15 protein-coding genes are annotated in these 20,102 nt (G+C 24.5%); 5 read left to right on the top strand and 10 right to left on the bottom strand.

Translation table 11 applies throughout. The features are described 5' to 3' along the window. Positions 1–145: 145 nt before the first annotated feature. Positions 146–1,855 carry an RNA-directed DNA polymerase gene (locus IR151_RS07035; protein ID WP_227433809.1) on the bottom strand — a complete coding sequence of 570 codons (1,710 nt, stop codon included), beginning with the start codon at positions 1,853–1,855 and terminating at the stop codon, positions 146–148. Between the two features lie 584 nt (positions 1,856–2,439). Here IR151_RS07035 and dndC point away from each other — a divergent pair. Genes dndC through IR151_RS07020 form a run of 3 tightly spaced genes read left to right on the top strand, consistent with a single transcriptional unit; the run spans position 2,440 to position 6,438 of the window. Continuing rightward, the gene (gene dndC, locus IR151_RS07030; RefSeq protein ID WP_227433808.1) at positions 2,440–3,906 is read left to right on the top strand and encodes a DNA phosphorothioation system sulfurtransferase DndC; all 1,467 of its coding nucleotides are present in this window, start codon (positions 2,440–2,442) and stop codon (positions 3,904–3,906) included. Then, complete coding sequence (locus IR151_RS07025) at positions 3,893–6,052, top strand: AAA family ATPase (RefSeq protein WP_227433807.1); 2,160 nt, start codon at positions 3,893–3,895, stop codon at positions 6,050–6,052. Before dndC ends, IR151_RS07025 begins: the two co-directional genes overlap by 14 nt. A gap of 2 nt (positions 6,053–6,054) precedes the next feature. Next, positions 6,055–6,438 carry a DndE family protein gene (locus tag IR151_RS07020; RefSeq protein WP_227433806.1) on the top strand — a complete coding sequence of 128 codons (384 nt, stop codon included), beginning with the start codon at positions 6,055–6,057 and terminating at the stop codon, positions 6,436–6,438. A gap of 110 nt (positions 6,439–6,548) precedes the next feature. Here IR151_RS07020 and IR151_RS07015 read toward each other — a convergent pair whose 3' ends face one another. From IR151_RS07015 to IR151_RS06975, 9 genes are all read right to left on the bottom strand, one after another. After that, the gene (locus IR151_RS07015; protein ID WP_227433805.1) at positions 6,549–7,691 is read right to left on the bottom strand and encodes a helicase HerA domain-containing protein; all 1,143 of its coding nucleotides are present in this window, start codon (positions 7,689–7,691) and stop codon (positions 6,549–6,551) included. A gap of 9 nt (positions 7,692–7,700) precedes the next feature. Next, positions 7,701–11,672 (bottom strand): DNA phosphorothioation-dependent restriction protein DptH, encoded by a 3,972-nt coding sequence (gene dptH, locus IR151_RS07010; protein WP_227433804.1) that lies wholly within the window; start codon positions 11,670–11,672, stop codon positions 7,701–7,703. Beyond that, entirely contained in the window at positions 11,653–13,074 is a 1,422-nt protein-coding gene (gene dptG / locus IR151_RS07005) for a DNA phosphorothioation-dependent restriction protein DptG (protein ID WP_227433803.1), read from the bottom strand. The genes dptH and dptG overlap by 20 nt, the downstream gene beginning before the upstream one ends. Further along, on the bottom strand, positions 13,062–14,873 hold the full coding sequence (gene dptF, locus IR151_RS07000; RefSeq protein ID WP_227433802.1) for a DNA phosphorothioation-dependent restriction protein DptF: 1,812 nt from the start codon (positions 14,871–14,873) through the stop codon (positions 13,062–13,064). Before dptF ends, dptG begins: the two co-directional genes overlap by 13 nt. Before the next feature lie 417 nt (positions 14,874–15,290). Beyond that, complete coding sequence (locus IR151_RS06995; RefSeq protein ID WP_227433801.1) at positions 15,291–15,563, bottom strand: DUF6809 family protein; 273 nt, start codon at positions 15,561–15,563, stop codon at positions 15,291–15,293. A 249-nt stretch (positions 15,564–15,812) separates the two neighbouring features. Further along, positions 15,813–17,126 carry a DnaB-like helicase C-terminal domain-containing protein gene (locus tag IR151_RS06990; protein ID WP_227433991.1) on the bottom strand — a complete coding sequence of 438 codons (1,314 nt, stop codon included), beginning with the start codon at positions 17,124–17,126 and terminating at the stop codon, positions 15,813–15,815. 33 nt (positions 17,127–17,159) lie between these two features. Then, on the bottom strand, positions 17,160–17,903 hold the full coding sequence (locus IR151_RS06985) for a hypothetical protein (RefSeq protein ID WP_227433800.1): 744 nt from the start codon (positions 17,901–17,903) through the stop codon (positions 17,160–17,162). A 21-nt stretch (positions 17,904–17,924) separates the two neighbouring features. Beyond that, entirely contained in the window at positions 17,925–18,239 is a 315-nt protein-coding gene (locus IR151_RS06980) for a hypothetical protein (protein ID WP_022617514.1), read from the bottom strand. A 3-nt stretch (positions 18,240–18,242) separates the two neighbouring features. After that, complete coding sequence (locus tag IR151_RS06975; RefSeq protein WP_003433759.1) at positions 18,243–18,443, bottom strand: helix-turn-helix transcriptional regulator; 201 nt, start codon at positions 18,441–18,443, stop codon at positions 18,243–18,245. A 137-nt stretch (positions 18,444–18,580) separates the two neighbouring features. Between IR151_RS06975 and IR151_RS06970 the strand changes: the two genes are divergently transcribed. After that, positions 18,581–19,354: a helix-turn-helix transcriptional regulator gene (locus IR151_RS06970; RefSeq protein WP_227433799.1), complete on the top strand. Its 774-nt coding sequence runs from the start codon at positions 18,581–18,583 to the stop codon at positions 19,352–19,354. 251 nt (positions 19,355–19,605) lie between these two features. Next, positions 19,606–20,094: a helix-turn-helix domain-containing protein gene (locus IR151_RS06965; protein WP_227433798.1), complete on the top strand. Its 489-nt coding sequence runs from the start codon at positions 19,606–19,608 to the stop codon at positions 20,092–20,094. Positions 20,095–20,102: the final 8 nt, after the last annotated feature.

Raw genomic sequence — 20,102 nt, 5'->3', positions numbered from 1 at the left:
ATAAAAAAATATCAGCAAGTTACTAATATTTTTTGTGGATTTTAATGGTGGAGACGAATCACAAGAATTATACCCACGATTATATTTTTATATTACATTTTTAAAAGTAGATTTCAATAGTGAAAAATGTAATATTATCTAACCTTTATTTATACATGAAAAACGATATATTCTCACCTAGCAATTGCTCATAGAATTTACTTAATATAGGATTACTCCCTTCCTTTTCTTTCTGAACTTGAATTATCATTGGAGATTCAACCTTTTTTATATTTTTCTTATCAAAAAATTGAGCTCTTGTTTTACCTACCGAATATTTATTATATAAATAATCCTTATACTGTTTTTCAAATTCTAATTTCTTTTCTTTCTTTAACTTATAAAATATCTGATATTTAAATAACCAAAATTCATTATTCCATGTATATGAATTTGATAATTTAGATTCAATTGTTTCAAATAAAATATTCCAGTTTATAACTTTATTTTTTAAATATATTTCTATGCCTATTATTGAGCTAAAATCATCTTGTGTTCTAATAATTTCTAATAATATTGATTCATCTAATATATATCCAATATCTAGTTTGTAAATTATACTCAATATAGCCAATAATTCTTCATTATATTCTAGTTCAATATATTGATTTATATTATCACAAACCTGATTTTTCATATTACTTATACTCTTGCCTATATATCTTAATATATCTGGTTCGTTTATAACCTTTATAAAATCTAAAAAATAATTTGATATTTGAGGTCTCATCAAAACAATATTAAATAGATATTCCCATATATTACTTTTCCATGCATTTTTACTTAATTGATTATTTTCAAATGCCTGAGTAAGAGCCTTAAATAATAGCTTTAAAGATCCTTTTTTTCCTTCTTTTTCTTTTAGTATTGAATAATCTATAAAATTATAAATTATCCTTCTTTCTTTAGATATAGTTAGTGTGTCATAGTTTAACTTGGATGATTTAATATATGTAAAAAATTTATCTATATCTTCATCAACACCAAAAGGAAATATATCTATTATATTTTTATCTTTTTTTATTTTCAAATTTAATTTTTTTAATTCTTTATATAATGTATTATAAAATTCTATTTGTTCATCTTCACTATTATATGCAAGTTCAAAATCATCAACATATCGTACATAGTTAAACTTATCTAATTTCTCGTCAACTTTACACATGTATATCTCAGATATTAATCTTGATGTGAATGGTCCGGTTGGTATGCCATGAGTTTCTCCGTATTGGCATCTCTGGATTAAAGAATCCAATTGATTATAGTATTTATTATCTATATGTTTATTCCTTTTAGCTACCTCTTTTCCTACTAATGCCCATGGTATTGAGTGTGTATATATACTAGGATAAAAATTTTCTATATCAGTCTTAAATATACGCCTTTTCCCTAATCTATTTTTATATCTTAATATTTTCCCCTGTAAATAACTTTTATTATAAAATTCATTAGATAATGACTTATTACTACTATTTAAAATATCTATGTATATTGCTTTATTTATATTTATGTGTTTGCATAAAGAGATATAAGAATACATGTTAGGATACTTATATATTCTTCTTTCTTCATCATTTTTATATATAGAAAATATTATCGGTTCAGTTTCCCTCTTATAACCCGATTCAAATTTATATAGTATTTTACCTAAGTTTTTATATAAATCATTACAATTAAATATATCTTTATGTATTGTACTCGATGAAGTGTAATTTAATTCCCTAGCGTATATCGAAGTTTTATTATTATTTTTCTTAAAATCAAAATATCCATATCTTAATAAATAATCTAATGTAAAGTATTTTTGTAGTGTCATAATTTTCCCCTAATAATTATTTTCACATCAAAAAATGTATTGATAAACTCACCAATACATTTTTCGTGGATTTCAATGGTGGAGACGAGGGGAGTCTATAAGTGGTTATTTGATTGTTTTGTTGATTTTTGTAAGTGTAGGTATATAGCTATTTATATAAAATTAAATTCTATTTTTTCATAACTTTTTTACGTATATATTTTTGTAATTGGGGTATGATTGGGGTATAAGTTCTTAAGTTCTATAAATTGAGTCATTAATAAATGTCTATTGTTTAGTCAATTTATAATATAATAAATCTTAAATAATGTAACTATTCTAAGTGGCTGTTATTTTTATTCATACATATATTTATATACATTTATGAGGTTCAAGTAAGAATATTTTTATACTCTAATTTTCAAATATATTTTCTTAAAATGATAACAGTTCTATATTTAATTAAATTTATATTTTATTGTACTTATGTAAATGTAAACTAATCTATTCTCTAAATATATATTGTGATATAATTATATATAAATTAAAATAGGAGTATTATGTAAAGATCTTCGCTATACTCTTATAGAAAGGATACTTAATATATGGCTGTTAATTACCTAGATAACAACAATTTAGAAGATTTATATGATGAAATGCAGGCCGTATATCTTAATGATGATAGACCTTGGATAATCGGATATAGTTCTGGAAAAGATAGTTCTTGTGTAGTTGAACTTACATTTAGAATGCTTAAAAGACTACCCAAAGAAAAAAGACATAAAGAGATTTATGTAATCTCATCTGATACACTTATAGAAAATCCAATAATACTTGATTATCTAAAAAATAATATAGACAAGATAAATGAAAGTGCTACTGAACATGATTTACCTATAAGTGCACAGATTGTATACCCAGAACTCAATGATAGTTTTTGGGCTAATATAATTGGTAGAGGTTACCCTACTCCAAAGTCTATTAAATATCGTTGGTGTACTGAAAGGCTTAAGATAAAACCATCAAATAAATTTATAAAAGAAAAACTTGAACAAAAAGATGTTATTGTACTGCTTGGCGTTCGTAAAGAAGAAAGTTCTGCTAGAAAATTGAGAATCGAAAAAAGAGAGATAGAGGGTTACCTTCTTACCCCACATGAAACCTTAAGAGGTAAAAATAAGTTAGCTTATGTGTATACCCCTATAGTCAATTTTAGTACAGCAGATGTTTGGGATGTACTCTATCATCAAAATGATAATTTCATAGATTTTGGTGGTGAATTTGGACCATCTCCATCTACCTCATGGGGAACTGATGCTATGGAATTATTTCAGATGTATATGAAAGGTTCTGGTGACTCAGATGAATGTCCATTTATAGCAGATGAAGCTAGTGCTAAAAGTAGCTGTGGAAATAGCAGATTTGGATGTTGGATTTGTACTGTTGTAAAAGAAGACAAATCATTAAATGGATTTATTGAATCTGGTCATGATGAATTAAAGCCACTTTTGAAATTCAGAAGTTGGCTAATTTCTGAGAGAGATAAACCTAAAAATCGTAAAAAACATAAAAGAAATGGCTCTGTCATCAAAAAAGATGGTAGAATCATGTTTGGACCATTTACATTTGAAGCAAGACAAACTATTTTAAGAAAACTTTTAGAGACTCAACTTGAAATGCAAAAATTCTATCCTGATTTACAACTTATACAATTAGGAGAACTTAAAGCTATAGATGAGATTTGGGATAACGAAGAAGACTTAACTGGTAATATATTATCAAAAATATATAAGGAAGTTGTAGGTAAAAATCTACCATGGTCTGAATATAAAAAACCAGTATTTGATGACCTTACTTTAAATATTATATCTGAAAAATGTAGTAAGTATGATATAAATATTGATTTATTTAATAAATTAATGATAGATACAAATAAATACAAATATTTTAGTAATAATACTAAATTAAAAACTTCCATAGAAAGAATATTAAATCAACAGTGGCTTCATCAAGATATTATTGAAAAGATTGAAGAAGAAAGCAACAAGGAGTTAAAATATGAAAATAAATAAACTTGTATTAAAAAATTTCAGATCTTATGAGGAAGAAACCACCTTCAATCTAAATACTACTAGTGACAAAAACATTATATTGATAGGTGGTAAAAATGGTGCTGGTAAATCCACAATATTTGAGGCTATAAAGCTATGTATATATGGACCCATAGCTTATAAATATCAAGGTTTCAACTCTTCATATATATCTCGAGTTAAATCTAATATAAATAATAATTCTTTAAGAAATAGTAAGGTTGATACCTTAGTATCAGTAGATATAGAAATCAGTGAAGGTACTGAAAAAAACACCTATACTTTAATTAGACAATGGACTTTTAAAGATAAAAAATTAAATGAGACATTTTCAGTTTATAAAAATTTTTCAATTACACCATTAAATGCTGATGAACTTAACTATTTTGAGAATTATATTACATCTATTATTTCTCCTAAAATATTTGACTTTTTCTTTTTTGATGGAGAACATTTGTATGATTTCTTTATAGGTAAAAATTCAAATATACATCTAAAAGAATCTTTATTATCTCTTTGTAATTTTGATACATTTGATATTTTAAAAAAAATGTTAAGCTCAACTAACAGATCCAATAAGAATGTTTCAGATGAGATTAATGTTATAAAAGATGACTATTTAAATTTAGAAGTTGAAATCAACAATTTAAACTCTCAAGAAAAAAATCTATCTTATGAATTAGAAAAAATTTCAAGTGAAATTGAGAAGTTACAACAAGAACAATTAAAAATAAAGAAAGAATTCAGAAAAAAAGGTGGAATTTTAGCAGAAGAAAGAGAAATACTTAATTCTAGAATTGCTGAATTAGAAGGAAATAGGTTTATAATTAATCAAAATATAAAAGATTTTTGTAATGACATACTTCCCTTTTTAATTATAAAAAAACAAATATTAAACTTAGAAAAACAACTTAAAGTAGAGAATGATAGTATATTATATTCTCATCTTAAAGATAAATTAAATATTGAGTATATAAAAAATCTACTTTCAGATAAGATCATGTCTTCCTCATTAGATGAAATAGCTCTAACTGTTTCTGATGCTTTAATAGAAGATATAAAACCAGATAGTTATGAAGAGAACTTTGAATCTATCCATAACCTTTCTAATGATGAAAGTAGTAAATTATTATCTTTGATAAGTACCATTCTAAATTTTGATAATAATTCTATCATTAATTCCTTTGAAGAACATCGAAGTATTTCAAATGAATTAGCAGATATAAGACATAAGTTAAATACTAGCTTTAAAGATGAAACTTTGAATACATATATAAATGATATATCTAGTTTATCAAATAAAATTGATTCTTTATTAAAATCAAAGAATTTGCTAGTTACTTCTTTAGATAAATTAAGACTTGAAATAGCTGAAACTAGCACTAAAAGAGATAAATCTAAGGCTAAATATATATATTTACTTCAACATAATAATATTGTTGATATATCTTCTAACCTTATACTTATGTTAGATGAAATAATAACAACATTAACAGAAACTAAAATTAAACTAGTTCAAGATAATTTTATGTATATATTTAAAAGGGTTATTCAAAAAGACAATTTTATTAGCTCTATAGATATTGATGCCAACTTTAATATTTCTTTATATATAAATAAAATATATAACTCTTTAGAACTTGAAAATTTAGTAGAAAATATAGGATCTGAAGAAATGGAGAAGAAGTTGGGAAAATTATTTTTCGAGGATTTATTTAACTTATATAGTGTAAAAGATAAGGATGATCTATTCAATGCTATAAAAGATAATACTCAATCTACATTTTTAAATCTAAGAACTAAAGTTGACATAGACGAATTCTCTAGTGGTGAAAAACAAATATACATTCTTTGTTTATATTGGGCTTTACTTAAATCTTCAGAGATAGAAATACCATTTATTATAGATACACCTTATGCTAGGATAGATGATACTCATAGAAATAATATTACTAGTGAATATTTTTCTACAATAAGTGATCAAGTTATAATACTATCTACTAATACTGAAATAGATGAAAAATCATATAAGATAATAAAGCCTAAGTTAAGTAATGAATACTTGATTGAATATGATAACAAAAATAAAAAAACTATACAAAATAAAGGATACTTTTTCGAGGTGTAATTATGGGATTTAGACTTAAAACATCAATACAAACAAAAGAAATATTTGAAGAATTAGGATCTAGAATGAATTTGAAACCATTTGCTCTTTGCAAACTAGCTATCTCAATCTCACTAAGTGATAGTGAGCCAATTGATCACTATGAAAGCATTGATAATAATGGTCTTGAACTTAATAGACAAACTATAACCAATCAATATGATCTTCTATTTAAAACTTTACTTGAACAGCATGCAGGTAGACATTTAAGTGATGATGAATACTTTCCTAATCAAGTTAAGCTTCATATAGATAGAGGTGCTCTTATGCTTAAAAACAGATATAATTATTCAAGCAACTTAGAACACTTTATCTCCCAAATAGTAAAGGAAAATAATAATCTATAAATTGATTAATATTTATTAAAACATAAATAAATTAAAACATAGGATAGACAATAAATAAAATTGTCTATCCTATGTTTTAATTATAAATATTTTTTCTAAATTCACTTATTTTATTTATTAAGTTCCCAAAATGCTTTATCTCTAATATATATAGGTGCGTTCTCACTAGGCATTTTGACTAAGCTTTCATGTTTAGCTAGATTCTTTATCTTATTATATATGTTATCTTCTTCACTTTTATTCTTAGAATTGAATATGTATCTTATGTCTTTATTATTTATGTCTGATACATTATGTATTATCCAAGTTGAGATATAATTCTGATACTCATTTTCTGAAGTTGAAAAATGACTTAGAAGTTGTGTTGATAGAATAGTTCCTACTCCAAACTCTCTACCTTCCTTCAATATATTTTTTATAGATGTAAAGTTTCTACTCAAGAAATTATCAGCTTCGTCTACTAATATCATTTTATTTAATTGTCTATACTCTCCATTTCCAGTTATATCACTTGATCCAAGTGCCTTCATTTGACTATAGAATAAATCAAGAGTTATCGCAACTACTAAATTTTGTATTCCTGAATCATAATATGATAAATTTATAACTGTAACTCCGTTTATTAAATCAAATAAATTTTTAGTCTTCTCACTATTTGGCTCAAATATTTCAAAATCATTAAAACTTGAAAGAGCTGCATACAATTTATCTTCTTTTTTTATGTCTTGATCATCAAGGTATATGGATAATACATCTTGCATTGTAGGATATGATTTTACCCATGTATTTTCATCATCTTTTTTTATCCCTTTTTTTTCATAAGCTTTCATAATTAATTCTCTCAAAATAACTTCTTGCTTAGGTCCTAAACCAAATGCTTTTGCTATTGTCTCTTTTAAAGAATTCGCTGTGTGAACAGGTAGTAGTGGCTTTCTTCTTTCAGGTATTATTAAAGTTAGTGGATTATAAGGTAAATGATATATTTCATATACCTTAGCATTTGTTGCATCTACAAAATCATCTTTTATGTAGTCACCTTTATAATCAAAAATCAGTATTCCTATTGGTTTACCATTTATATTATGTTTTTGTTCTCTATGAATTTGTGTTACTAAGGATTTAGTAAACTGTGTTTTCCCAGTTCCCATTGTTCCTATTATACCAGTATTAGGATGAGGCACTTTAATCGAATTTGTTGGATCCCAAACAAGTTCTTTATTATTATTTTTTATATTTCCAAATATAATTTTCATTAAGCCACTTCAATCATAATCTTTTGTTTTATTTAGCTTAGCATCAGGATCTAAAATAACATTTTTACCCATATTTTGTATACCTATTGTATTATCTAAATACTTATTTATAAGCATTTCTTGTATAACAAAATCACTCTTTCCTCTAATATACTTCTCCTTCATTTCCTCTAAATCCATTACTATATTATTATATCCTTCTTGTTCTGAGAGATTTAGTATAGTTATATTATCTTCTTTACCTAAATTCCCATTATAATAAGTTCCCTTTTTAAATGATATTACAGCTCCTCTTCCTATAAATTCATCTAAATCATTACTTATCTCATAATTATCATTCAACAAGTTTGTTCTTATATCACTATTTATTATATCATCCCAATTTTGTTCATCCCATATATGATATAACTTCATTTTTTGTGCACTTACTATAGCTAGTTGTATCATAAAATTCCTGTACATAAGCTTTGTAAATTTTTGGGAATCATTTTCGCTTTCAGTCAAGTACTCTTCTATTAAATCTCTTGTCTTATTAGCCTGAATTATTGCCTTTTTTATGACACTTTCATTATTATCTCCAATTTTCACTTCAACAGGATAAAAATATACTTTTATTTTATTATTTTTATTTTCTATCCCAACAAGTAATAAGTCATCTGAATAAGATCCAGTATCTCCTGTTAGTTTCTTAACAGTAAACGGACCACCTGTTTGTTTTAATCCAGCTCCACCAGATACTCTAAGTATTTCTTCAAGAGATATTGGTATCCATATTATATTTGGATGATAAAAATAAGCTAAGCTTATTTTTATAGCTGATAATATGCTTAATTTTTCTCTAGGAAACTGAGATTTACTAGATATAAGCCTTAATAACCAATCTCCATTTATAGCATTGAAATAATTGATCAAATTAGGGACTGTGTCTTCTTCCACTTTAATATCTTTACTATTTAGAAATTCTTCAATTATAAATTTATATTGTTCAGATTTTCTAGTAACTGTTATAGCATCATATCCACTAGATGTTGTATATTGATCACTATAATGTATTATTAATAAGTCATTTGAATTCTCATCATCCTTAAAAAAATTTAAATCCACTTTTGGATCTATAAAAGTAACCCAATGAGATGTCTTATAAATTTTATTTAAAAATGAACTATTGTTTTCACTTATTGATGTTGTCACACTCAGATTATCGTTAAATGGATCTCCAGTTCCTATTGATTTTGTAAGTGAATTAAACTTCATTGAAATATTTAACAGTTCATTTTTAGTTGTATCCATAAACTTAGATCCAAATCCAGTCCTATAAGTATCTTCTAAATATATTGATGGAACTCCTGCAACCAATCCATTTAATGATACACCTGTTTTTATATCACCCATAGAGCTACTTGTTATATTTACATCCTTATCCATTTGATATAAAGTCAAATGGGAATACTCATATAAATCTGACATTTTATCTTTTTTGTAAAATTTAACTTTATCTCTAAATAAATTTAATACATCTTCTTCAGAGTAATTGTCTACACTCAAATTTACATTAAAATGTTTTTTTATATCATTTATTGAATTATAAAATGCTATTTCTTCAAATGAATTTATAATACTTTTATCTCCATATATATAAATATCTATTGATATTAAGTTATTTATTTCCTCACCTTTACCTAATTTCTTTACGTAATAATCAAATATACCAAGTAATACTTCTTTACAATCACCTAAATTTATTAGCTTTATCTTCATTACTGATTTACTTATATTCCTAAATAAATATGTAAAATGTTCTATAAATTCATTTATTTTTTCCTTTGTCAATTTAGAGACATAATCTCTAGATCCCTTATATCTACTCATGTCATGATCAACATAGTATGTCCACTCTGGTGAATGTCTTTGATCTACTACCTTATATAAACTATTCTTACCTTTATATATATAGGGCATTAGATACTTCGAGCCCAATAGTTTTAAGATTCCTTCTTTAACTTCTTCATCACCTATAACATTATTTATCATTAATTGGTAAGCCACATTTACTGGATGTAATGGCGTTAAAAATAATTCTTCTTCTTTATCTATTCTATCTATAGTCCCTACCTTAGCTATATTAAGTCGCTCCTTAGATAATACTTTTCCATTTTTTATATCTTCAAACACTTCTAATATAGTATTTATATAATTTTTTGATATGTTAACTAAATCCACATCATAATATGCCAAGCTTGGGATACAATCATTTACTTTATAGTAACTTATAAGGTTTTTGTATGCTTCTTTTATTCTGGAATCTACATCCAATTCTATTATTTTATATTTTTCTTCTGAAATAGTACAATGCATTATATTATTTTCTATGATATATTTTTCTATTTGCAAATTTTCTTTAAAATTTTCTTTTGGAAAATATTCACTAGTACCTTGTACAATTTTACTATTACCTAAATATTTAAAACTCTCCTTTCGTTCTCTCTTTAATTTCCAGGTTTTCATTCCACTTATAGAAATTGGTTGTTCTTTTTCTTCTTGTTTAACTATGGTAATTACAGATTGATCATATACTACATCAATTTTTATAAATTCAACATCTTCTTCCAATTCAACATTAAGTTCTAAATCTAACCTTTCTTCTTCTTCAAGATTAATTTCATTTTCAAACTCATCTATTTGTATTTTTCTCTCAATTATACCTTTTGGGTTTATTACTATTGTATCATTATCTGTGTTAGTAACTAACATACTTCTTTTTGAATTAATAACAATTCCATAATTACTTTTTATATCATTTAATATATTCTCATCACAAGATACTATACAAATTCTAAATTCATATTTTATTATACCATCATTATATTTAACTTTAGTAAATGTAGTTTCTGAAATATTTATATTTATACTTATATAAGCTTTATTTCCACTTGCTTTTACTTCTGTATATGTTTTAGACATCTTACCTATAGAAAAACTTGTTTTTTCAATTTTCTTATCAAATTTTATGCATAAATGTATAATATCAAGTTTGTCTTTATTAAATAATAATATGTTTTTTCGTTTTGACTTATTTTCAATATCTGGTTTACTCCAGAGCTTTAGGTTTTCAACACATTCTATACATAATAACTCTACCTTTTTGTTTTTCATTCTTTCTTGAGATGACTTTATATCTTTATAGGTAGAATACTTCCAATTCTCATCTTTTAAAAGATCTATACCTTTTGAATCAAAATGTTTCTCTAATTCCAGCTTAGGGTCTCCATACTGATGTATAGAGTTTACAATAGAAAACAGCTTTTCATTATCTAATAGTCTTTCTTTTATTGCCTTGCTACTTTTGTTGTCTAACATATTATCATCATAAAATAATCCAAATTTACTATATTCGCTCTTTTCAATTCTTCCTTTATTTAATATATCTAATATATTTTCATATTGAAATATTGATGAATTATCTTCTAATATGCTTTTATTCATTCTATCAAGTACAAAATAAAGTATATGTTTAATATCTTCTTTTAATTTATCATTTTCTAATTTATTTTGTATGTCCTTTTCTAAAGTTTTTGTATGAAATGGCATACCTTCTTTTTGCAAACTTTCTGTTCCTCTTATTAAACTATCTAATGTCATATTATGTATAAATAATATGGCTGAATCTTTAAATTCATCACTAGCTACATTTCCTATAAGATTTCTAAGTCTAATTAAAAAATCATTGGTTGTATTATTATTTGAAGCAACTATTAATTGAATACCACTGACATTCATACTAAAAGTCTGATATTTTGATCCATTCATTATATTATATGTAAATGGTCTACTATTACTTTCTTTCTCTAAAACATCATACATAATTTTAACTTGTTCTTCTCTTTCAAACTGTATATTAAATTTATCACCACTTTTTATTTCTCTAGATTCGAAATATTTAACTAGATTTTTAGCTAGATATCTATAAAATTGATCTGACATATTGTGCATCCCCACTATCACTCTTTTTTTCTATTATATTTAATTTTTCAAATAACTCTACTACTTTGCTTTGAGAATCTCTATCAAAATAAATTCCTCTTTTTTCATATTCTTCAAATAATTCCTTTAATTTTATCTTTGGCTTATTTTTCATACATAATTTTGTCATAAATAACAGTTCTTCTTGATTAATTTTCAATACATTTCCCAATGGCCCTGCTTTTTTTAAAAAATTTAATTTACAATACTCTTCAAATAAATTTTTATACCTCTTATAGTTGGCCTCTCTTGAAGATTTCTTGAACTGATAATCTATTCTTTTATGTAAATCATATATTTCTTTTTTTATGTTATCATTCTTATAACTTGGAGTTTGTTCATCATAATCATCCCATTGTACATCAGTAATTGACTTGACATAAGTATCTTTTATATCTATTATATTTTCATATAACCTAAGTCTTTCATTTTCTGATAAATTTTTTATAATTTTATTTAAATCTACATAATCATACTTACTGATGTCATTATTAGTATTTAATATCTCCAATGTATGAACATGACTAAATAACATTCTAATATGACTTTCTAACTTTTTCCATCCCATTTTATAACTTATCCTTGTTTTAGATGCTTTTTCCCAACTTAAAATAAAATATACTTTTTCAGTTCTATCTTTATCTCCATCAAAAAAGTTAGATAATTTTATTGATAATTGTGATACATAGAAAAAATAATAGTACTTTAATAATCTTTCAAACTCGTTTATAATTAATTCTGGATAATTAAGCATAAATTCTAAATCTTCTTGGAATAATTTAGATACATTTTTACATATACATTTATAAATTGATTCAGATGTCTCTTCATTTTCAAGTTCAGGAAGATTTTTTAATATAATAAGTTCCATAATATTATCAGGTTCATATTCAAAACATTTATTTATTTTATTTTTTATAGTTATATTATCTGTACTATTTAATAAAACATCATATAAAAATCTAGATAATTTTTTATAATAACTATCAGATGGCATATGTATATAATTTAAAAGCTTTGGATGAAATATATACATATTTTCTTCTTCATCCAAAAATAATTCTCTTATTATACTCTCAAGTTGTACACTATCATCAGAAGAATTCACATTTATGTCTTTTATAAGTAACTTTATATCTTTTAACTGTCTTTCTTTTATGTTCATTTTCTTGTTATATACCAACCTACAGAATTCTCCAACACAATACTCAAATCTTTCTACCTTTTCTTTAAGTTTCGATTTTTCTTTATTTGTAGTTGTATATGGGAGTATAACTATGTTTTTGACACTATTATGTCTCGCGATACCTTTATCTATCATATAATTTTGTTTAAAGTATTCTTTATTTATTATAAGTTGCATGCCTTCACCCCATTTACTCTTATAAATTTGAATTTATCGAATTCTTTATCATATGTTAATTTATATTTAGACACAGTATCTCCTAATCTATCTTCTATATATAGTTCTCTGTTTTGATTTCCTAATTTATGTATCTTATTCATAAATACTACGAAATTTATGTAAGTATATTTATCATTATTGTTTGGCGTATATCCATATTTTACTCTCATTAATAACTTATATAAATTAAAGTCTATATCTACTGTACAAGTATCTTGATTTTCTTTTTCATCATTTTTATACCCTATCTCTAAACTTGGCTTAAACTTGTGTAATTCTTCCTCACTACATTTTCTTAATTTGCTTAAATCTGGAATTATATTTAGCCTTTGACTTATTTTATATCTCATCTGATTTTTTCCAATGGACATATTTATTCTGTCATCCTGAACACTTCCATTCCAACTATACAAAGCTTCTTTAATATCATCATATAAATTACTTAAATAAGTTTTTTCTCCTTTGTTAAAATGGTATAAATTTCTCATGTAACTTATATATATCTCGTCTCTTAACTGTAAATTATTCTTAGGTATAAATATATGTAGTCTTATAAATGTATTTATTATGTTGTATTTTAATATTTTCCTACTCATTTCATTCTCTGAAGAATTCAAAGCTGACTCTATTATTTCTCTATTTGTCATAAAACTTTCTAGATAACTGTTTTTACTAAAATTCAGATATTGATTAAATAGTATTGTCATATCTTTTGTATTACTAAGCTTAATGATTATATTGTCTAGGTTTTCTGATGTGATATTTATAGGGTCAATTTTATTTACTGCATTTAAAATATGAGATAACTCACTATGATTATATAAATTAGATACAAATATATATTTTATGAATGCTTCATAATTTAGTTCTTCTATAAACTTAATTAAGTCTTTATTATTTTTATTATCTAAATCGACATTAACAATAAAGTCATATATAAAATTCAAAAGAGACCTTGTTGAAATTATAATTTTATATTTAACTGTAGATTCTATCAATATGTCCACCAAGGTTTCTCTCACTGAGTCTCTCATTAACATTTCATAATTATTCTTAATTGGACATTTATAATTAACAATACAATGTGTACAATTTGTTTTATAACTATTTATAAATATATTTTGATTATCTTTTTCTATTATTTTATTAATTATAGATTCTATATATTTAGATTTAGGTTTATCTGCATTCAAAGTATATATATGATAATCACTAAAATTAACAAAATGAAAATTCGAACTTTTATCATAATCATCATCTGATATAGATATATCAAGTATTCCTTTATTTTCAACAAACTCTTTTAATTTAATAAATTTATTAACATATTCTGATTCAAGAAAATTACTAAGTGCCCCTAAATTTATTGCTAATACTAACTTTTTATCTGAATTATCTATTTTCTTATCTGAAAAATCATCAAGTACATCATTAAGTGTATCTATTGATGTTTTATTTGGTTCAAAACTTTCTGTAGCATCATTATGAATTATAAATTTTGACATAATTTCTGGATATTTGTTATTTAAATATGATATTAAATGCGATTTGCCATCTCCTACTCCACCACATACCAATATCAACTCAGCTTTATTAGAATCAGCTGTATATTTTATAATATTAAGTAATTCATTTTCTACTTTTCTTTTAACATGTATATATTTTTTAAAACTACTAAAATCTGAAATATTTTCTACTGCTTCCTTTGATGATTCTTTTAATTTCTTTAATTCATCTATCAAACAATCATTTGACATAATTTTAAAACTCCTTCTAATATACTCTTTTATACTACACTTATATTATAAATGCTATTTATTTCTTTGAGATCCCTTTATGTAAAAAAAACCATTATTTTATATAATAGTAAATTATAATTATATATAAAGTATAAATATATATAATTTTGTTTGTTATGTAATGGATATATTTATTCTGAATACATCTACTCCAACTATACAAAACTTATCTAATATAATTATAATTTTGTATAGTATAAAGAGTTAATAACATATAAATATTATAGTGACTATGATGAATTCAAAAAAATCTTAAATTTCAAATATAAAAAATATATTGTATATAGTATACTAATATAATGCTAAATTAAAGAGGACACTTTTAATGTCCTCTTTAATTTAGCATTATAGAATTAACTTACAAGCATAAGTAAATTAATCCATTAATTCTATTATAAATTTTGCTCCTGTTTTAAATCCTAATTTATAACTAAGTTCCCTTTCAAATTCTATTAATGAATTAAACAAATCATTTAATTCAACCAACAGATATTTCTTATCATCTTCCAAATTTGTTTCCAATAACTCATTAATTTTTTTAACCTCTTTCCAACATTCAATATAATACTCATCTTTTTCTAAAATACCTCTATACATATGTTCATTTATCCAATAATCAAAATATATTTCTATAATTTCATCATACATTTTAGTACCTCCTTGACTTTCATCAGGTACTTAATATATACTTAAATTGCTAGGTTAGTGTACATTAAGTACCTAATTTATAAAGGTAGTTGTTATATTTATATGGCAACTACCTTTTTCTAATAAGCATTTAAATCTAAACTCAATATATTTTAAATTTCTATTACATCTAATTAAGTTTTATATATTTACCATTCAATACTTCTTGAAACATAATTTATCTATTACTTAATAAGTCATACTTCTTTTTTATATCTCTTGTATCTTCTTACATTCTTCAAAAGAAAACAAATTTCCTATATACCAATATGGTCTAAATCCTGACTCACCATCTCTATTTTTAGCAACAATAATCTCACTTAAATTAGCACCAAAACCTTTTTCTCTTCGTCTCAGCTCTCTTATATCCTCAATTCCCATTGTCTTACAATAATTAAGAGCTTCTTTTTCTGTAGGTCTATGAATATATATAACTGAATTAGAATCCATATATATCTGCTTTGAGCTTCTCATCACTCTATCACCTTTAGGTCTTTCATCTTTCAATTCATCATTTAATTGAGCAAGCTGAATAACTGGTATATTAAAATCTAAAGTAATCTTTTTTATTTGCCTTGATAAGTCAGCAAATTTAGCTTCTCCTACTTCTTTACCTTCATAATCCAGAATTTGCAAATAATCAATTATGACTAAGCTAGGCTTAATACTCTTTATTTCTCTCTTTATTCCTGATATTGTATTTACAGAGTCATTTATATAAAGGTTATTTTCTTGATTTATTATGCTTAAAGCTTGTATATATTTGACTATTTCATCATCATTTAGATTTCTGTTTTTCATTTTTACAACTGATATTCCAGTTAGTGAGGCTATATTTCTAAACAAAATCTGTATATCGCTCATTTCTCCACTTATAAAAAGTACTTTCTTACCTTGAAATATTACATTTCTAAGTATTTGTAACGCCAATGCTGTTTTACCTCTTCCACTTTTAGCTGCTATTGTAGTTAGTTCACCCCCATATAAACCTCCTATAGTCTCATCTAAGAACTTTATTCCAGTCTTAATACCTTCATTTATTTCATCATTTATATATTCGAAAGCTCTCTCTGATATTGCTGTTATACTTGAATCCTTTTTTATTAGTTTTTGATTAGCTTTATTTATATCATTTTCTAACTGATATATAAGAGTATTATCATCTATTTCGCCAAGACTGAATTTATTGAATTTATCAATTATATTTCTATTTTTATATTTTTCAATAACTATACTGACATAACTCATAAAATTTGATACTGTTGGGACTATTGTTGACAAACTGGTAATATAGCTTATACCTCCAATATTATTCAAATGACCTTTTCTCTTTAATTCGTCTGTAAGAGTTATTATATCTATTACTTCATTTCTCTTATTTATTTCTTTTATAGCCTTAAATATGTATTTATGTTCCTCATGATAAAACATGTCTTCATTTAACATTTGCTCTAACTCTTCTACTATTGTTGAGTCTAATAAAATGCTTCCTAATATTGATTGTTCTGCTTCTGTATTTTTAATTAAGTTGTTTGAATTGTTTATAATATAACCTCCCTACCACTTTAATTGTGAGTCATCTGGATTATATACCTTTTCATCTTTATTTAGGTCAGTTTCCTTGCTATGATAATTTCCTTCTAGTATCTTAGTAAAATTACTTGAATTCATTATCCAATCAAAGTTTGCTTTCCATCCTGTATTATTGTTTCCATTTAGAAAACTTGTCTTACTAACTATATTTATAACATCTAATACAGTTTCTTTATCATATTCTCTTATTCTTGAATTTATTCTCCTCTTTCTTGTATCTGTTAGTTTCTTGACCTTTGAAAGTTCAATACAAGTTGAGTTAAATTTGCTTATGATTTCACTATATATAATATTATTTTCATTCTTTATATTCTTGATTGTTGTTGATTGATTGTTAATAGTCTGTTGATTAGGTTGTTGATTTTCTATGTTCTCTTGATAAAGCTCCCAGTTTTCAATAGTTATGACTACATACTTGTTTGTTGTTTCGTATGTTAGAAAACCAGCATTTTTAAAAACCAACAAACAACTTCTAACCATTTGATAACTAACTCCTTTACCACATCTTTCAGCTATTTTGCTATATGAAGAAATAAATTGTCCAGATTTTATTTTTATCCTTTTATTATCTATAAAAACATGGTTTTCTTTATGACTAGCCATAAGCAATATAGTTATTAATATTACTTTTCTTTCTGGTTTAATGTCTTTCCAAATTGATTTATCCAGCAACTCCCTATAAAGCTTTATCCACCCTTTATTGCTCAATTACAAACACCTACTTTAAGACTATAACTTGATACCATTTGCATTTTCAATAAACCAATCATCTAATTTATTTTTTATTATGTATACTCGATTATTTATCCATATACAAGGAAATCCTTTGTTTCTAGAATGACATAACTGCCTAAATTTTGATTCTCCTATAGGATAAAGCTTCGATGCTTCCTTACATGTTATAAGTTCAGCTTTATTTCTTTTGGCATTTTCAATAATTTTATATCCTTGCTTTTTTTCTTGTGCTTCTTCTTCATTCTTTACAATAATGTTTAAAGTAGCTTGTAATGTCTTTAAAACTTCTAAATTATTATTCTCTTTCATATTTTAATCCTCCTTACTAAAAAATAATTCTTCTACTGTTGTATCTAAAGCTCTAGATAGTTTAATCATCAAATCATTGCTTGGATTATTAGCCTTACCTGTTTCCAAGTTTGACAAATAATATCTTGATATACCAACTCTATCTGCCAGTTCTTGTTGCTTTAAACCTTTTTTAATCCTAAATATTTTTAAATTGATTCCCATACTTTTTCCTCCTTTTTCCTAGTTTACATTCGTAAACTTTACATTTTAATTATAATGTCGACATATGTGTGCTGTCAATAAGAATATATTATTTTTCTGTTCTCATTTGTGTACTTTTGGGATATACTTTATACGAGGTGATAATATTGCAAATTGGAAAAAACTTAAAAAAGATAAGAAAACAAAAAGAACTAACACAGATTCAACTTGCTGAAATTAGTGGCATCTCAAGAAATGCTCTAATAAATTATGAAAATGATAAAAGAATACCTAGTATAGATACCTTATCAAAACTCGCTAAAGCTTTGAAAATTGAAAAGACTATCTTTTATTTTGATATTGAAAATGAAGTAATGACTAATGAAGATGTTTTATACTTTTTACAGTCTTTATTCCCAGAAGAATACTATTCTTTTGATGAATTTTTAAATGCTATTTCAAATCTTATGGAAGATGATGATATTAGGATTACCTCAAGTTTATTGCTAGGCGCTTGGTCTGATAAAGACCAATATTATAAACTTGGTGAAAAATTAGAACTAAATGAAAATCAAGTTTATAATTGGATACTTTCAGATTGTATGTCTAATACTGAATTAGATTTTTCATTACATCCTGATGACATAAAAGAAATTATTAAAAATGATGTTCTTACAAAACAATCAATTGATGAATTATTAGATATTGGTTTATCAGAAGAAAATATAGAAACAATCTATGATTACTTTAATGACTCAACAGATAATGGAAGTAATATTCGACTAAAAAAATTAATATCTCAAAAAGAAAATATGACTATTAAAAATAATGATTACTTTAAATTATTACAAGAAAATAATGAATTAAAGGAAAAAAATAAAAAGCTTGAAAATACACTTAAAGAAATAAAAAAACTACTAACTAAAATATAAAATAATATCAATACTATCTAAAGCAATGATAAAGAACTACAAATGGAGTTAAAATTATAAATAAATCATAGATGCTAAAATACACATATAAATACCCTACTAATTTATTTCATGGAGATAAAAGATATACTCTAACATACATTAAAAGAATTATGAGTGATTTAGTATATTATATGGATAATCTAGAAAATAACTCCTTTACATGTTTAAGTACAATCATTGTTTGATGATATATTTAAGGTGAAATTATGATGAATAATACAATCGGAGAAAAGATTAAACAATATAGGAAATCGATAAATATGTCAAGGGGTGAGCTAGCCAACAAGATTGGTTGTTCAGTTCATGCTATAGCTAAATATGAGCAAAATCAAAGAATACCTAGTCTAGATATGATAAGAAAAATATCTACCGCTTTATCAACTGCCATAAATAAACTCATTGTTGAAGAAAATGATTTAGATACTTTAACAAATAATAATATTAATTTAAAAGTATTTGATAAAGAGTTGGATTTAGTAGTTCACATATTAGAAAATTATGGTTATGATATAAAAACAGACTATAAGAAAAAGTTTGAAATTACAGATAATGCAGATACAATAAAACCAATTAACCTAAACTTCTCTGACTTCAAAGACTTCTCCAAAAATCTAAATTGGGTGATAAATGGTCTTGTTGAAAATTTTATACAAGAAAACTCTAATAGTCTTATTGAAGATGAGGATGAAGAATATTAATATTACAC

The sequence above is a fragment of the Clostridioides sp. ES-S-0006-03 genome, assembly GCF_020662275.1.
GTDB lineage: Bacteria > Bacillota > Clostridia > Peptostreptococcales > Peptostreptococcaceae > Clostridioides.
The sequence above is the reverse complement of the archived record's forward strand: the minus strand, read 5'-3'. Positions and strand labels throughout refer to the sequence as shown.

Coding starts and splice junctions, on each gene's coding strand:
- IR151_RS07035 (WP_227433809.1), bottom strand. CDS start 1,855: ATGACACTACAAAAATACTTTACATTAGATTATTTATTAAGATATGGA.
- dndC (WP_227433808.1), top strand. CDS start 2,440: ATGGCTGTTAATTACCTAGATAACAACAATTTAGAAGATTTATATGAT.
- IR151_RS07025 (WP_227433807.1), top strand. CDS start 3,893: ATGAAAATAAATAAACTTGTATTAAAAAATTTCAGATCTTATGAGGAA.
- IR151_RS07020 (WP_227433806.1), top strand. CDS start 6,055: ATGGGATTTAGACTTAAAACATCAATACAAACAAAAGAAATATTTGAA.
- IR151_RS07015 (WP_227433805.1), bottom strand. CDS start 7,691: ATGAAAATTATATTTGGAAATATAAAAAATAATAATAAAGAACTTGTT.
- dptH (WP_227433804.1), bottom strand. CDS start 11,672: ATGTCAGATCAATTTTATAGATATCTAGCTAAAAATCTAGTTAAATAT.
- dptG (WP_227433803.1), bottom strand. CDS start 13,074: ATGCAACTTATAATAAATAAAGAATACTTTAAACAAAATTATATGATA.
- dptF (WP_227433802.1), bottom strand. CDS start 14,873: ATGTCAAATGATTGTTTGATAGATGAATTAAAGAAATTAAAAGAATCA.
- IR151_RS06995 (WP_227433801.1), bottom strand. CDS start 15,563: ATGTATGATGAAATTATAGAAATATATTTTGATTATTGGATAAATGAA.
- IR151_RS06980 (WP_022617514.1), bottom strand. CDS start 18,239: ATGAAAGAGAATAATAATTTAGAAGTTTTAAAGACATTACAAGCTACT.
- IR151_RS06975 (WP_003433759.1), bottom strand. CDS start 18,443: ATGGGAATCAATTTAAAAATATTTAGGATTAAAAAAGGTTTAAAGCAA.
- IR151_RS06965 (WP_227433798.1), top strand. CDS start 19,606: ATGAATAATACAATCGGAGAAAAGATTAAACAATATAGGAAATCGATA.